This window comes from Barrientosiimonas endolithica (assembly GCF_030296655.1).
GTDB classification, from domain to species: domain Bacteria; phylum Actinomycetota; class Actinomycetes; order Actinomycetales; family Dermatophilaceae; genus Barrientosiimonas; species Barrientosiimonas humi.
In genome coordinates this window covers 2,343,044-2,356,612 of the sequence record NZ_AP027735.1, presented here as the reverse complement: position 1 = coordinate 2,356,612, position 13,569 = coordinate 2,343,044, and the positions used below count along the sequence as shown (strand labels likewise).

The window sequence follows — 13,569 nt, the reverse complement described above, 5'->3', positions numbered from 1 at the left end:
GTCACCTCACGAGATTCGTGAACCGTCACCAGAGGAGAAGAACACCATGACGACCAACCAGACGCTTGCCCGCCGGGTGCTGCGCGCCATGGTCGGCGCCCAGCACCGGCTCACCGCTCAGCGCGACCGCGGCGACGTGCCCGGCTGGGTGCTCATCACGCTCATGACCGCTGGCATCGTGACGCTGCTGTGGAGCGTCGCCGGGCCCGCGCTGCGCGACATGTTCACCCAGGCGATCAACGGGGTCAGCGGTCCGTGATCCGGCCTCCCGGGCGACCGGGAGGCCGCCGGCGCGGTGACGAGGGGTCGGCCGTGGCGGAGTACGCCATGGTCAGCGTCCTGGTGATCGTGCTGTTCCTCGCCGCGTTCCAGCTCGGCTTCGCGCTGCACGTGCGCAACACGCTCATCGCGCACGCAGCCGAGGGGCTCGCTACGGCGCCCGCGCCGACAGCTCGCCCGCGGCCGGGGCCGACCGCACCCGCGCCCTGATCCGCACCAGCCTGCGCGACTCCTACGCGCGCGACGTCAGCGCCGCCCGCGGCAGCGAGGGCGGGGTGGCGGTGGTGCGCGTGCAGGTCGTCGCGCCGCTGCCGATCATCGGTCCGTTCGGTCCGGGGCGCGAGCTCACGGTGAGCGGCCGTGCCTACGCGGAGGACCAGTGACCGTGCTGGCTGCAACGCTCCTGCAGCGGCTGCGCCGCCGCCGGCGCGAGCGGGGAGCGCGATCGTCGAGTTCGTCTTCCTCGGGGTGCTGGTGACCCTTCCGGTCTTCTACCTCGTCGTCGCGCTGGCCCGGCTCCAGGCCGGTGCCTATGCCGTGTCGGCCGCCAGCCGCGAGGCCGGGCGGACGTTCGTCACCGCCGAGTCCTCGGGGGCGGCCCCCGCGCGGGCCCGGTCAGCGGCCGCCATCGCGTTCGCCGACCAGGGCTTCCCCGGCCAGGGGCAGGTGGCGATCACCTGCAGCGCTGCCCCGTGCCTGACCCGCGACGCGCAGGTGGGCACCCAGGCCACGCTCGAGGTGCCGCTGCCGTTCGTCCCGGGGTTCGTGTCCGACGTGGTGCCGACCGCCATCACCGTGACCGCCCGCCACGTGGAGTCGGTCGACCGGTTCGGAGAGCAACCGTGACCTCGAGAAGCTTTGTGGCACAACAAGATCCGGGGACCAGCCGCCGTCGTCGCGCATGGCGGGGGCGCGACGACGGCCGGATCTCGGTGCTCATCGCCGGCCTCCTCGGCATCCTGGCGCTGCTGATCCTCGGGGCGGTCGACGTGACCGCCGTGCAGCTCGCGCGGATGCGAATCATCGACGCCGCCGACTCCGCGGCGTCCGACGCGGCCGACGCGATCGACGAGGGCGCGATCTACGGCCGCGGGGTCGGGCAGGAGCTCACGCTCACCGACGGCTCGGTGCAGCAGGTGGCCGGCACCAACCTGGGGCGGCAGACCCTGCCCACCCACGTCACGTCGTGGGGGCTGCAGCCGGGCACGGGCAGTCCTGACGGGCGTACGGCGGTGGTGATCCTGCGTGGCAACGTCGACCCGCCGATCACCGGCGGTCTGCTCGGTTTCCTCGGCGACGTGCCGGTGACCGTGGAGTCGCGCGCCCGCGCCGACGTCTCACCCTGAGCGGGCGGCCCCGCACGTCGAGCCCGGAGTCCGAGCTCCGAGCCCGGAGCCCCAGCGCCAGCGCCCGCGTCCGGCAGCACCGGCTCAGGAGGCGGGGGCGCGCAGCCGCGGCACCACCGAGTGCGGGTCGGTCGACAGGCGGTGCCAGAAGTCGTCGATCGCGAGCACCGCGGCGCCCGTGGCCACCACCCGGCCGCCCAGCGTCGAGGCGACGATGGTCGCCGGGTGCACCGCGTTCTCCGGGAGGTCGGGCAGGTGCCGGCGCACGGCCTCGAGCAGGCCGGGCGCGTTCGCCACGGCACCGCTGATCACGATCGTGCCGGGGTCCAGCAGCAGCTGCAGCACGACGATCAGCCGGGCGATCGGCTCGGCCGCCTCGTCCATGACCTCCCGGGCCAGCGGGTCTCCCGCCGCAGCTGCGTCGAAGACGTGCTTGCCGGTCAGCTGCGCCGGGTCGCCGTCGCACCGCGCCAGCAGGTCCGCGCTGCGCTCCGGTGACGCCGAGGCCAGCGCGCCGAGCGCGGCCTCGCGGGCGAGCGTGCCCACGCCGTACGCCCCGGGCACCCGCTCCAGCAACGTCGCGAACGACAGCTCGCCCGTGGCCCCCGTGGCACCCCGCACGAGGCGGCGGTCGACCATGATCCCGGCGCCGAGCCGCTCGCCGGCGAGGATCGCGACGAGGTGCTGGGCGTCCTGCGCGGCCCCCTGGCGCAGCTCGGCCAGGGCGGCCAGGTTGGCGTCGTTCTCCACCAGCACCGTCCACCCGGAGTCCCCGGCGATCTCGGCGGCGACGTCGAGCTCGGGGAGGTCGGCGAGATAGCCGCCGGTCGCCGCTAGCCGGCCGTCGGGCCGCACCGGCGCGGGCAGGCCGACGCCGACCGTCAGCACCGCGTCGCGGGTGATGCCGGCGATCCCGAGCGCCTCGTCGATGCACGCGTGGGCCGCCGCGATCCGCTCGCGGGCGGGCGTGTCGTACGTCAGTCCCTCGGCCTGCGCCTCGCCCCGCGTCTCCCCACGCAGGTCGGTGACCACCACCCGGACCGAGGCCACACCGAGGTCGACGCCCACGAGGTGCGCGGCCCGGGTGTTCAGGGCGAACGAGCGCGGACGCCGCCCGCGGGTGGCGGGCAGGACGCGTGGCTCGACCTCGCGCACCAGGTTGGCCTCGGTCAGCTGGTCGCACACCGCGTGCACCGTGGGGCGGGACAGCTCGGTGCGCTCCATCAGCTCGGTGACGGTGGGTTCGTCCAGCGCGTGCAGGGCGCGCAGCACCGCGACCTGGTTGGCCAGCCGGGCGGCGGGGCCGGGTGCGTGACTGGGCATTCAAGACTCCTCTTGACAGGGCGGCGATGTGACCCGAATCATAGCAATCACCTTTACTTAAGCACCTTTCCAAAATGGGTGCCCGCACCAGCGGCGAGACCGAGCGAGGGATCCGGCATGGCCAACGTCGTCTTCGACCAAGCGACCCTGCAGTATCCGAGCCTGGACGCACCGACCATCGACCGACTCGACCTGCAGGTCGAGGACGGCGAGTTCGTCTGCGTCGTCGGCCCGTCCGGCTGCGGCAAGAGCACCACGATCCGGATGCTCGCCGGCCTGGAGTTCATCACCGGCGGCCGCGTCTACATCGGCGGCGAGGACGTCTCGGCCGTGGCGCCGCGCGACCGCGACATCGCCATGGTCTTCCAGAACTACGCGCTCTACCCGCACATGAGCGTCGCCGACAACATCGGCTTCCACCTGCGTCTGAACAAGACGCCCAAGGAGGAAATCGGTCGCCGGGTGCGCGAGGCCGCCGCGCTGCTGGACCTCGAGGAGTTCCTGGACCGCAAGCCCGCCAACCTCTCCGGCGGCCAGCGTCAGCGCGTCGCGATGGGCCGGGCCATCGTGCGCCACCCGAAGGTCTTCCTCATGGACGAGCCGCTGTCCAACCTCGACGCCAAGCTGCGGGTGCAGACGCGCACTCAGATCTCCGAGCTGCAGCGCCGCCTCGGCGTCACGACGATGTACGTCACCCACGACCAGGTGGAGGCCATGACCATGGCCGACCGCATCGCCGTGCTGCGGGCCGGCGTCCTGCAGCAGTACGCCCCGCCCGAGGAGATGTACGCCCGCCCCGCCAACGTCTTCGTGGCCGGGTTCATCGGGTCCCCGTCGATGAACCTGCTGACCGCCCCGGTCGGGGCGCAGGGCCAGGTGCGCTACGGCACCTTCGACATCCAGCTCACCCGCACCCAGCAGGCGGCGCTGACGAGCGACAAGGTCGTCGTCGGCAGTCGGCCCGAGGGCTTCCGCGTGCTCGGCCACGGGGAGCCCGGTGTGCACGCCCGGGTCGACGTGGTCGAGAACCTCGGCAACGACGTCTACATCTACCTGTCCACCGAGGAGGCCGAGCCCAAGAAGATCACCGTGCGCCGCCCGGCCGGCGCCCGGCACACGGTGGGCGAGGGCATCACGCTGCGCCCGGCCCGCTCGGCCATGCACCTGTTCGACGCCGAGACCGGCGAGCGGCTGCCCGACTACGACGGTGACCGCGAGGTCGTGGCGGCCGGCGCGGAGGCGGTCTGAGATGCCCGCCCTGGTGGACCGTCGCACGCTCCTGCGCGGTGCCGGCGCGCTGGCCGTCGCGGCCGCGGGCACGGGCGGACTGGCCGGGTGCGGCTCGTCCGACGGACGTACGACCGTGCGCTTCGCAGCCAACAAGCGCGAGACCATCACCTACTTCCAGCGGGTGACCGAGGGCTTCAACCGCAGCCAGTCGCGGGTCACCGCCGAGCTGGAGAACAACGACAACACCCGGGTCATCGCCGACTTCGTGCGCAGCTCCCCGGTGGCGGTCGGCATCAACGGTTTCGACATCACCTTCGGCGGTTACATGCGCCGCGGCGTGCTCGCCGACCAGCGCGACAACCCGGTGCTCGACACGATCCGGCCGGACATGGTCGAGTTCGTCCAGGCGTACGGCACCTATCGGAACCAGATCGGCGCGGTGCCCTACTCCATCGCGGGGCAGGGCGTGCTCTACAACCGTGACCTGTTCGCCCGCGCGGGCGTGCGGGTGCCGACCACCTGGAGCGAGTTCCTGCAGGTCTGCCGGCGGCTGCAGTCGCGCAGCATCACCCCGCTGCTCGGCACGTTCGCCGACGACTGGACGCTCGGCCAGGGCATGTTCAACTACTCCGTCGTCGGGATGCTCGACGTCGCGAAGTTCTTCCGCGACCTGGAGGCCGTCGGCGACGACCTCAGCCCCGCGTCGCCGCAGTCGTTCAGCAGCAACTTCCGCGAGCCGCTGGTGCAGATCAAGCAGCTGCTGCCCTTCTTCAACAGCAACGCCCGCACGATCGCGTACGACCAGGGCAACCGGGAGTTCGCCGCCGGCCGGGCGGCGATGATGTTCCAGGGGCCGTGGGCGTACGCCGGGGTGCTGGGCGCCAACCCGCAGTTCAAGGGCGGGATGTTCCCGCTGCCGATGACCGACGACCCCGCCGACACCACCGCGACGATCAACCTCGACCAGGTCGTGTGGACCCCGGCCTCGGCCACCGGCGCCGAGCGCGCGGGCGGGCTAGCGGTCATGGACTACCTCATGCGTCCCGAGATCGTGCACCGCTACAACGCCGACAACCTCGCGTTCTCGCCCGACAAGGCGGCCCCGGAGCAGTCCAGCCCGCTCGTCTCCGGGCTCAACCCGTACGTCCTCTCCGGCCGCTACTCCCAGGGCCCGGAGCTGTACATCCCGACCGCGATCCCCGCCCGCCGCTATCTGCAGGAATACATCTACGGCGGCGACGTCGAGACCTTCCTCGGAAAGCTCGACCGTGACTGGAAGCGGCTGGCCATCCGGCTGTCCGCCTGACCCGAGGAGGGATCAGACACGATGACGTCCTCCAGCACCATCACCCCCGACGACCTGGCCCGGCCGCAGCTGCCCGACGCCGACCCGCAGCTGCCGCGCAAGAAGCCCTCGCTCACGCACTACCTGATGGTCGTGCCGCCGATGATCCTGTTCGGGCTGTTCATCGTCGTGCCGGCGGTGCAGGGCGCGTTCTACAGCTTCACCAACTACGCCGGCTACGGCGAGTGGCGCTTCATCGGCCTCGCGAACTACGTCTCGATGTTCCAGGACCCGAACATCCAGCAGTCCTACCGGTTCACGTTCCTCTACGCGGCGACCGCGACCCTGCTGCTCAACGCCGTCTCGCTGTACCTCGCAGTGCTGCTGACCTCCAAGGTGCGCTGGCCGGGCCTGTGGAAGGGCATCTACTTCATCCCGATGGTGCTGTCCGGGCTGGTCGTCGCCTACTGCTTCCAGTACCTGTTCAACCAGTCGATCCCCAAGATCATCACCTGGGGCCCGCTCGGCGAGGGGCTGCTGACCAACGAGACCTGGGCGTGGACCGGCCTGGTCCTGGTCACCGTCTGGGCGTCGTTCCCGGGCACGGTGATCATCTACCTCGCCGGGCTGTCCTCGATCGGCTCCGACGTCTACGAGGCGGGCGAGCTCGACGGCGCCACCGAGCTCGGCAAGTTCCGCCACCTGACGCTGCCGCTGCTGGCGCCGTTCGTCGTGATCAACACGGTGCTCGGGCTGAAGAACCTGCTGAACGCCTACGACATCATCGTCGGCCTCACCGGCGGCGGCCCGAGCGGCGCCACCACCTCGATCGCGATGAGCATCGTGCGCACCGTCGAGGCCAGCGACATCGCCTACGGCACGGCCAACGCCATGGTCTTCTTCCTGGTCACCGTCGTGCTGTCGCTGCTGCAGCTGGGCGTCGTCAAGCTGATGGGAGACAAGAGATGACCACCACGCTGGAGCGTCCCGACCACGCGCGGACCGAGCCGCCCCCGCTCGCCCCGCCACGGCCGTACCGCCTGCTGCCGACGACGGTCCTTGCGATCGGGTCGCTGGTGGTGCTCGTCCCGCTCTACTTCGTGCTCGCCATGGCGCTGAAGTCCGGCGCCAACAGCGACGCCGGCGCGGGGTTCGCGCTGCCGACCGACCCGGCGTTCGGCAACTTCGCCACCGCCTGGGAGCTGGTCAACGCGCCGCGGGCCTTCGGCTGGAGCGTGTTCATCAGCGCGATCGCGGTCGCCGGCAACATCTTCCTGCCGTCGATGTTCGCCTGGGCGGTGGTGCGCAACTGGGAGTTCCGCTTCTTCCGGCTGTGCTTCATCAGCCTGCTCGGCGCGATGTTCATCCCGTTCGTCGTGCTCGTGCTGCCGCAGATCAAGCTCATGTCGGCGCTCGGTCTGGACAATCCGCTCGGCGTGGCGATCCTGCACATCATGTTCGGGCTGTCGTTCAACTCGTTGCTGTTCGCGGCCTACATCCGCAACCTGCCCGAGGAGCTGGAGGAGAGCGCGGCGCTGGACGGCGCGACGCCCTTCCAGGTGTTCCGCAAGATCGTCTTCCCGCTGCTGCTGCCGATGGCCGCGACGGTCGGCATCTTCTCGTTCCTCGGCTCGTGGAACGACTACATGATGCCGTCGCTGATCATCTCCGACGTCGAGAAGCAGACCCTGCCGGTGGTGCAGGCGTCCTACCAGAACTCGCTGACGCTCGACATCAACGTGGCCTTCGCGTCGTACGCCCTCGCCATGATCCCCGCCGTCGTCGGCTATCTCGTCGGGCAGCGCTGGATCATCGCCGGCGTCATGCGCGGCGCCATCAAGTAGCCCCCTTCGACCGACCATGTCCGACCCGAAAGGAACGTGCCCGTCCATGACCGACACCCTCACCGCCCCCGCGCCGACCCCGCAGCGACCCCGCGACCGGGACTGGTGGCGCCAGGCCAGCGTCTACCAGATCTACCCGCGCAGCTTCGCCGACGCCAACGGTGACGGGATCGGCGACCTGCGCGGCATCATCGACCGCGTCCCCTACCTGCAGACGCTCGGCATCGACGCGGTGTGGCTGAGCCCCTTCTATCCCTCGGCGCTCGCCGACGGCGGGTACGACGTCGACGACTACCGCGACGTCGACCCCACCATCGGGACCCTGGAGGAGTTCGACGAGCTGGTCGCCGCGCTGCACGCAGCCGGGATCAAGGTCATCGTCGACATCGTCCCCAACCACACCAGCGACCGGCACGCCTGGTTCCAGGAGGCGCTGGCCGCGCCGAAGGGGTCGCCGGCCCGCGACCGCTACGTCATCCGCGACGGGCGCGGCGAGGACGGCGAGCTGCCGCCGTCGGACTGGGAGTCCGGTTTCGGTGGCCCCGCGTGGCACCCGATGGGCGACGGGCAGTGGTACCACCACTACTTCGCCCCCGAGCAGCCCGACCTCAACTGGGCCAACCAGGAGGTGCGCGAGGACTTCCTCACGACGCTGCGCTTCTGGAGCGACCGCGGGGTCGACGGGTTCCGGGTCGACGTCGCGCACGGGCTCGCCAAGGACCTGCCGGAGCAGCTGCCCACCCACGCCGAGCTGCTCGCGCTCGAGGCCGGCACCGGCGAGCACCCGATGTGGGACCGCGACGAGGTGCACGAGATCTACGCCGACTGGCGGCAGGTGCTGAACAGCTACGACCCGCCGCGCACGGCCGTGGCCGAGGCGTGGGTCGCCACGCCGGAGCGACGGGCGCGCTACGCCAGCCCGCAGGGGCTGGGCCAGGCGTTCAACTTCGACCTGCTCGAGGCCGACTTCGACGCCACGGCCTTCCGCGAGGTCGTCACCGACAACCTGGCCCAGGCGGCGGCCTCGGGGTCGTCGACCACGTGGGTGCTGTCCAACCACGACGTGGTGCGCCACCCCACCCGCTACGCGCTGCAGGGCAAGGACACCGCGGCCAGCGCCGACGTGATGGTCCGCTTCGCGAACGAGTGGCTGCGCTCGGGCGGGACCACGCCGGCCATCGACCCGCAGGTCGGGGCGCGCCGGGCCCGCGCGGCGACCGCGTTCATGCTCGCGCTGCCCGGCTCGGCCTACCTCTACCAGGGCGAGGAGCTCGGGCTCGAGGAGGTCGCGGCCATCCCGCAGGACCGGCGCCAGGACCCGACCTTCCTGCGCACCGGCGGCGAGCAGATCGGCCGCGACGGCTGCCGGGTGCCGCTGCCGTGGTCGACCACCGGCCCGTCGTACGGCTTCGGCAGCTCGGCCGCGCACCTGCCCCAGCCGGAGTCGTTCGGGGCGGTCTCCGTGGAGGCCCAGTCGGGCGACCCGGAGGCTCCGCTGGAGCTCTACCGCCGCGCCCTGGCGCTGCGCGCGCAGCTGCAGACCGACGAGGAGCTCACCTGGGAGCCCGCGCCCGAGGGGGTGCTGCACTTCTCGCGCCCCGGCGGCTGGCACGTGGTGACGACCTTCGGCACCGAGCCGGCCGAGCTCCCCGCGGGCGAGGTGGTGCTCACCACCCGTCCGCTCGTCGACGGCCGGCTGCCGGGCGAGGCCACCGCCTGGGTGCGCACCGCGGTCTGAGCGGTGGGACGACCACCCGGGGGTGAGGCGCAGGCCGCACCCCCGGGTTAGGGTCGAGGACACACGACGCGGGGTGCTGTGCCAGGGACGGAGAGGCGAGAGCCTCGGCTCGGCACGGCTGAGATCACACCCGTCGCACCTGATCTAGGTCGTACTAGCGAAGGGACGTCAACGATGTCGACCACCCAGTCCGAGCCCACCACGACCCGCGCGGACGTCGGCCCAGCCGACCTCGCCGAGGCGCTCGCCGCGCTGCGCGAGCGGGCGCCGCTCGTGCAGTGCCTCACCAACTCCGTCGTCACCGGCTGGACCGCCAACGTGCTGCTCGCCGTCGGCGCCGCGCCGGCGATGGTGGACAACCCGCGCGAGGCCGGCGACTTCGCCGCGGTCGCCGACGGGGTGCTGATCAACGTCGGCACGCTGACCGAGTCGACCGCCGAGGCGATGAAGGTGGCGGCCAGGGCCGCCGACGAGGCGGGCACCCCTGGGTGCTCGACCCGGTCGCGGTGGGCTCGCTGCGCTGGCGCACGTCGCTGGTGCACGAGCTGCTGTCGTCGGGCAAGCCCGCCATCGTCCGCGGCAACGCCAGCGAGGTGCTCGCGGTGGCCGGCGGGGGAGGCGGCCGCGGGGTCGACTCGCTCGATGCCCCGGAGCAGGCGACCCTGCCCGCGCGCGGCCTGTCGCTGTCCGGCCCGGTCGTCGCGGTCAGCGGCGCCGTCGACCACATCGTCCACGAGGACCGGCTCGCGCGCGTGCGCAACGGCAACGAGCTGATGACCAGGGTGACCGGAGTGGGCTGCGCGCTGGGTGCGCTGATGTCGGCGTACGCCGGTGTCACCGACGACCCGTTCGTCGCCGCCGTCGCGGCGACCGCGACGCTCACCGTCGCCGCTGACGTCGCAGCCGAATCCGCAAGCGGCCCAGGGTCGTTCGCGGTCAACCTGCTCGACGAGCTCAGCGCGCTCGAGCCCGACGCGCTCGCTGACCGCGTGGTGCTGGCGTGAGCGGGCGCGGGGTCCCCGACCTGTCGCTGTATCTGGTCACGAGCAGCGAGCTGACCGGCCGCGGGCGGCTCGTCGACACCGTCGTGGCGGCGACGACCGGGGAGTGTCGCTCGTGCAGCTGCGTGAGCCCGACGCGTCCGACGCCGACGTCGTGGCCCTCGGCCGCGACCTGGTCGCGGCGCTCGCCCCGACCGGGGTGCCGCTGCTGATCAACGACCGGGTGCACCTGGTCGAGGAGATCGGCGCGGCCGGGGCGCACGTCGGTCAGGACGACCTCGACCCGGTCAAGGCGCGCGAGCTGATCGGCCCCGACCGGTGGCTCGGGCAGTCGGTGCAGACCGTCGAGCAGGCCCGTGCCGCAGCGGAGTCGGGCGAGGTCGACTACCTCGGCATCGGCCCGGCCTGGCCGACGGCCACCAAGCAGGTGACGGTGCCGCCGCTGCTGCCCGCGGGCGTGCGCACGATCGCCCAGGCCACCGAGCTGCCGAGCGTGGCGATCGGGGGGATCGGGGTCGACGAGGTCCCGCAGCTGCGCACGTCCGGCATCTCCGGCGTCGCGGTGGTCAGCGCGATCTGCGGCCGCCTCGACCCGCGCGGCGAGGCGACCCGCCTGCGCGCGGCGTGGGAGACAGGGATTGCGCTATGAGCGGCGAGGAGCGCGCAGCGCAGGGTGCGGGCGAGGGACGAGCACGCGCCCGGAGCGGAGTGCGACCGAGCGCGACAGACAATGTGAGCGGCGAGGAGCGCGCAGCGCAGGGTGCGGGCGAGGGTGGTTCGCGTCCGCCGGTCGCGCTGACGATCGCGGGGAGCGACCCGTCGGGCGGCGCCGGGATCCAGGCCGACCTGAAGTCGTTCAGCGCGCTGGGTGCCTACGGCTGCGCGGTGCTGACCGCGCTCACGGCGCAGAGCACCCAGGGCGTGACGGGCGTGCACCCGGTGCCGCCGGAGTTCGTGCGCGAGCAGGTCGCGACGCTCGTCGACGACGTGCGGCTGGACGCCGCCAAGATCGGGATGCTGGCCAGCGCGCCGATCGTCGAGGCCGTGACGGCGGCGGTCGACGACCTGCTCGACTGCCCGGTCGTGCTCGACCCGGTCATGGTGTCCACGAGCGGGAGCCGGCTGCTCGACGACGACGCGGTCGATGCCGTACGCCGTCTGGCACCGCACACCGACCTGGTCACCCCTAACCTGTACGAGGCGGCGGTCCTGCTCGGCACAGAGGTCGCCGAGTCGCTGGAAGACCAGCAGCGACAGGCAGATTCGCTGCTCGAGCTCGGCATCCCGCGGGTGCTGGTGAAGGGTGGTCACGGGTCGGGTCCGGAGGCGGTCGACGTCTACGCCGATTCCGACGGGCAGCACGTGCTGCGCCAGCCGCGGGTCGACACCCCGCACACGCACGGCACCGGGTGCACGCTCTCGGCCGCGATCGCGGCGCTGCTGCCGCAGCGCGACGGCGACTGGGTGCGGGCGGTCGCCGACGCGCGTGCCTACCTCACCGCTGGGCTCGAGGCCGGGCGCGACCTGCAGATCGGTCACGGCTCCGGGCCGGTGCACCACTTCCACCAGTGGTGGTGAGGGCGGGGTCTCGATACGCCGCTCGTTCCTCGCGGCTACTCGACCGGCTTGTTACTTCAGCATCCCCTGGGAGAGCGAGCCCTGCAGCTGTCGCTGGAAGATGACGTACACGACGAGCACGGGCACCACGGTGATGACGACGGCCGCGAACAGCGCACCGAAGTTGACGGCGTAGCCCGCGGACGAGGCGAACCCGGCCATGCCCTGGGAGAGCACGTAGTTGCGCTCGTTGGTGTTGAGCGCGACCGGCAGCAGGAACTGGTTCCACAGGCCGAGGAAGTTGAAGATCGCGACGGCCGCGATGCCCGGCCGCGCCATCGGCAGCATCACCTGGAAGAACGTGCGCCACTCGCCGGCGCCGTCCATCTCGGCCGCCTCGGAGATCTCGTGTGGCAGCCCCTTGAAGAACGGGTAGAGGAAGAACACGGTGAACGGGAAGGCGAACGCGACGTAGGCGAGGATCAGCCCGGGCAGGGTGTTGAGCAGCCCCATGTTCCGCAGCACGAAGAACAGCGGCACGATCGCGAGGAAGATCGGGAACGTGTTGCCGGCGAGGATCAGGTAGTAGATGAACCGGTTGCCGGGGAAGTCGAACCGGGCCAGCGAGTACGCCGCCATCGAGCCCAGGATCATGACCAGCACCAGCGCGCAGCTGACCACGATCACCGAGTTGAGCATGTAGCGACCGACGTTGGAGTCGTTCCAGGCGGAGACGTAGTTGTCGAACGACAGCGTGCTCGGCAGCGACAGCGGCGACTCGAAGATCTCGCTCGTGGTCTTCCACGAGGACAGGAAGACCCACAGCATCGGCAGGATGACGATGGCCGACCACAGCGCGAGGATCACGTGCGAGGTGATCGTCACGGCGCGGTCGCTGCCGCTCGGGCCCTGCCGCCGCTTCGGCGGCTGCTCCTCGGTGACGGGCCAACCGGTCTGCCGGTCGGTGGTCAGGCTCATCGGTCGGACCTCCCACGGATCAGGCGGAACGCGAGGAACACCAGCGCCGCGAACAGCAGCGTCGTGACTGCGAGGACCACGCCCATCGCGCTCGCCATGCCGAACTGGCCCTTCTTGAACGCGGTGTTGAACAGCACCTGCGGCATGACGAGGGTGGAGTTCTGCGGGCCGCCGCTGGGGTTGAGCGCCTGCATGTAGACGAACGCGTCGAGGGCCAGGACCCCCAGATAGATGTACGCCGTCTGCATGGTCTCGCGGATCATCGGCAGGGTGACCGTGGTGGTCATCCGGAACCGGCCGGCGCCGTCGACGCGAGCGGCGTCGTACAGCTCGGACGGGATGCCCTTGATGGCCGCGACGAACAGCACCGTGTAGAACCCGACGAAGCCCCAGATGATCACGAACATCGACGCCGGCATGGCCGAGCGCACCTCGCCGAGCCAGGCGTACGACTCGAACCCGTCGAGGCCGATCGTGGTCAGGAAGGCGTTGATCAGGCCGTTGGACGGGTCGAAGTTCTGCGCCCAGATGAGGCCGATGACGATGGCGGGGATCGTGTAGGGGAAGAACGACACCACGCGGTAGAACGAGGACCGGTTGAGCCCGCGCACCGAGCCCGAGCTGGAGCCGCCGACGGTGAGCATCGTGGCCAGCGCCAGCGACAGCACGATCGTGACGAGCGGGACCACGATCGCCAGGATCACGTTGTTGCGGAACGCTTTTCGGAAGGTCTCGTCGTTCCACAGCGCGACGTAGTTGTCGAGCCCGATGAACCGGAACTCCGGCGAGAAGCCCTGCCAGTCGGTCAGCGAGTAGCCGAACGCCTGGATGAACGGCCAGACGACGAGACCGACGTAGAACAGCAGCGGGATGCCGAGCGTCACCAGGACGAAGCCGAGCCGGCCGGGCTTCATCCGGGTGCGGCCGGGGCGACCCATCGCCTTGCCGGTGGCCTGTGGCGGCGGGACGAGCGCACCGCTCATGTGTG

At 71.4% G+C, this 13,569-nt stretch carries 14 protein-coding genes, 1 pseudogene and 1 riboswitch; of the genes and pseudogenes, 12 read left to right on the top strand and 3 right to left on the bottom strand.

The features are described from left to right. Positions 1 to 46: 46 nt before the first annotated feature. From QUE40_RS11950 to QUE40_RS11935, 4 genes are all read left to right on the top strand, one after another. Positions 47 to 259: a hypothetical protein gene (locus tag QUE40_RS11950; RefSeq protein ID WP_142005836.1), complete on the top strand. Its 213-nt coding sequence runs from the start codon at positions 47 to 49 to the stop codon at positions 257 to 259. A gap of 53 nt (positions 260 to 312) precedes the next feature. Next, positions 313 to 489 carry a TadE/TadG family type IV pilus assembly protein gene (locus QUE40_RS19260; protein WP_350226957.1) on the top strand — a complete coding sequence of 59 codons (177 nt, stop codon included), beginning with the start codon at positions 313 to 315 and terminating at the stop codon, positions 487 to 489. A gap of 264 nt (positions 490 to 753) precedes the next feature. Then, the gene (locus QUE40_RS11940) at positions 754 to 1,125 is read left to right on the top strand and encodes a pilus assembly protein (RefSeq protein WP_289231097.1); all 372 of its coding nucleotides are present in this window, start codon (positions 754 to 756) and stop codon (positions 1,123 to 1,125) included. A gap of 86 nt (positions 1,126 to 1,211) precedes the next feature. After that, the gene (locus tag QUE40_RS11935; RefSeq protein ID WP_289231096.1) at positions 1,212 to 1,625 is read left to right on the top strand and encodes a hypothetical protein; all 414 of its coding nucleotides are present in this window, start codon (positions 1,212 to 1,214) and stop codon (positions 1,623 to 1,625) included. Positions 1,626 to 1,709: 84 nt separating this feature from the next. Here QUE40_RS11935 and QUE40_RS11930 read toward each other — a convergent pair whose 3' ends face one another. Beyond that, the gene (locus QUE40_RS11930; protein WP_289231095.1) at positions 1,710 to 2,948 is read right to left on the bottom strand and encodes an ROK family transcriptional regulator; all 1,239 of its coding nucleotides are present in this window, start codon (positions 2,946 to 2,948) and stop codon (positions 1,710 to 1,712) included. A 117-nt stretch (positions 2,949 to 3,065) separates the two neighbouring features. Between QUE40_RS11930 and QUE40_RS11925 the strand changes: the two genes are divergently transcribed. The 8 genes and pseudogenes from QUE40_RS11925 to thiD all read left to right on the top strand — a co-directional run bounded on the left by QUE40_RS11925 (position 3,066) and on the right by thiD (position 11,624). Next, positions 3,066 to 4,196 carry an ABC transporter ATP-binding protein gene (locus tag QUE40_RS11925; RefSeq protein ID WP_289231094.1) on the top strand — a complete coding sequence of 377 codons (1,131 nt, stop codon included), beginning with the start codon at positions 3,066 to 3,068 and terminating at the stop codon, positions 4,194 to 4,196. A 1-nt stretch (position 4,197) separates the two neighbouring features. After that, positions 4,198 to 5,484 (top strand): ABC transporter substrate-binding protein, encoded by a 1,287-nt coding sequence (locus QUE40_RS11920; RefSeq protein WP_289231093.1) that lies wholly within the window; start codon positions 4,198 to 4,200, stop codon positions 5,482 to 5,484. A gap of 21 nt (positions 5,485 to 5,505) precedes the next feature. Then, complete coding sequence (locus tag QUE40_RS11915) at positions 5,506 to 6,432, top strand: carbohydrate ABC transporter permease (RefSeq protein ID WP_142005830.1); 927 nt, start codon at positions 5,506 to 5,508, stop codon at positions 6,430 to 6,432. Then, positions 6,429 to 7,307: a carbohydrate ABC transporter permease gene (locus tag QUE40_RS11910; RefSeq protein ID WP_142005829.1), complete on the top strand. Its 879-nt coding sequence runs from the start codon at positions 6,429 to 6,431 to the stop codon at positions 7,305 to 7,307. The genes QUE40_RS11915 and QUE40_RS11910 overlap by 4 nt, the downstream gene beginning before the upstream one ends. Before the next feature lie 46 nt (positions 7,308 to 7,353). Next, the gene (locus QUE40_RS11905) at positions 7,354 to 9,045 is read left to right on the top strand and encodes a glycoside hydrolase family 13 protein (RefSeq protein WP_289231092.1); all 1,692 of its coding nucleotides are present in this window, start codon (positions 7,354 to 7,356) and stop codon (positions 9,043 to 9,045) included. Positions 9,046 to 9,104: 59 nt separating this feature from the next. Continuing rightward, positions 9,105 to 9,228: riboswitch (TPP riboswitch) on the top strand. Next, positions 9,220 to 10,049: pseudogene (gene thiM, locus QUE40_RS11900) on the top strand (hydroxyethylthiazole kinase). Its footprint overlaps the riboswitch before it by 9 nt. Positions 10,050 to 10,161: 112 nt before the next feature. Beyond that, positions 10,162 to 10,695: a thiamine phosphate synthase gene (gene thiE / locus QUE40_RS11895; RefSeq protein ID WP_289231091.1), complete on the top strand. Its 534-nt coding sequence runs from the start codon at positions 10,162 to 10,164 to the stop codon at positions 10,693 to 10,695. Between the two features lie 83 nt (positions 10,696 to 10,778). After that, positions 10,779 to 11,624, top strand: a complete 846-nt coding sequence (thiD, locus tag QUE40_RS11890) for a bifunctional hydroxymethylpyrimidine kinase/phosphomethylpyrimidine kinase (protein ID WP_289231090.1) — start codon at positions 10,779 to 10,781, stop codon at positions 11,622 to 11,624. A gap of 51 nt (positions 11,625 to 11,675) precedes the next feature. Here the strand turns inward: thiD and QUE40_RS11885 are convergent, their stop codons facing one another. Together QUE40_RS11885 and QUE40_RS11880 are read right to left on the bottom strand one after the other, a co-directional pair. Then, the gene (locus QUE40_RS11885; RefSeq protein WP_142005825.1) at positions 11,676 to 12,581 is read right to left on the bottom strand and encodes a carbohydrate ABC transporter permease; all 906 of its coding nucleotides are present in this window, start codon (positions 12,579 to 12,581) and stop codon (positions 11,676 to 11,678) included. After that, positions 12,578 to 13,564 carry a carbohydrate ABC transporter permease gene (locus QUE40_RS11880; protein ID WP_392423927.1) on the bottom strand — a complete coding sequence of 329 codons (987 nt, stop codon included), beginning with the start codon at positions 13,562 to 13,564 and terminating at the stop codon, positions 12,578 to 12,580. Before QUE40_RS11880 ends, QUE40_RS11885 begins: the two co-directional genes overlap by 4 nt. Positions 13,565 to 13,569: the final 5 nt, after the last annotated feature.

What these genes read in the sequence shown, in the direction of transcription:
- QUE40_RS11925 (WP_289231094.1), top strand. Translation starts at nt 3,066, where the DNA reads ATGGCCAACGTCGTCTTCGACCAAGCGACCCTGCAGTATCCGAGCCTG.
- QUE40_RS11880 (WP_392423927.1), bottom strand. Translation starts at nt 13,564, where the DNA reads ATGAGCGGTGCGCTCGTCCCGCCGCCACAGGCCACCGGCAAGGCGATG.
- QUE40_RS11910 (WP_142005829.1), top strand. Translation starts at nt 6,429, where the DNA reads ATGACCACCACGCTGGAGCGTCCCGACCACGCGCGGACCGAGCCGCCC.
- QUE40_RS11915 (WP_142005830.1), top strand. Translation starts at nt 5,506, where the DNA reads ATGACGTCCTCCAGCACCATCACCCCCGACGACCTGGCCCGGCCGCAG.
- QUE40_RS11885 (WP_142005825.1), bottom strand. Translation starts at nt 12,581, where the DNA reads ATGAGCCTGACCACCGACCGGCAGACCGGTTGGCCCGTCACCGAGGAG.
- QUE40_RS11905 (WP_289231092.1), top strand. Translation starts at nt 7,354, where the DNA reads ATGACCGACACCCTCACCGCCCCCGCGCCGACCCCGCAGCGACCCCGC.
- QUE40_RS11930 (WP_289231095.1), bottom strand. Translation starts at nt 2,948, where the DNA reads ATGCCCAGTCACGCACCCGGCCCCGCCGCCCGGCTGGCCAACCAGGTC.
- QUE40_RS11920 (WP_289231093.1), top strand. Translation starts at nt 4,198, where the DNA reads ATGCCCGCCCTGGTGGACCGTCGCACGCTCCTGCGCGGTGCCGGCGCG.
- QUE40_RS11950 (WP_142005836.1), top strand. Translation starts at nt 47, where the DNA reads ATGACGACCAACCAGACGCTTGCCCGCCGGGTGCTGCGCGCCATGGTC.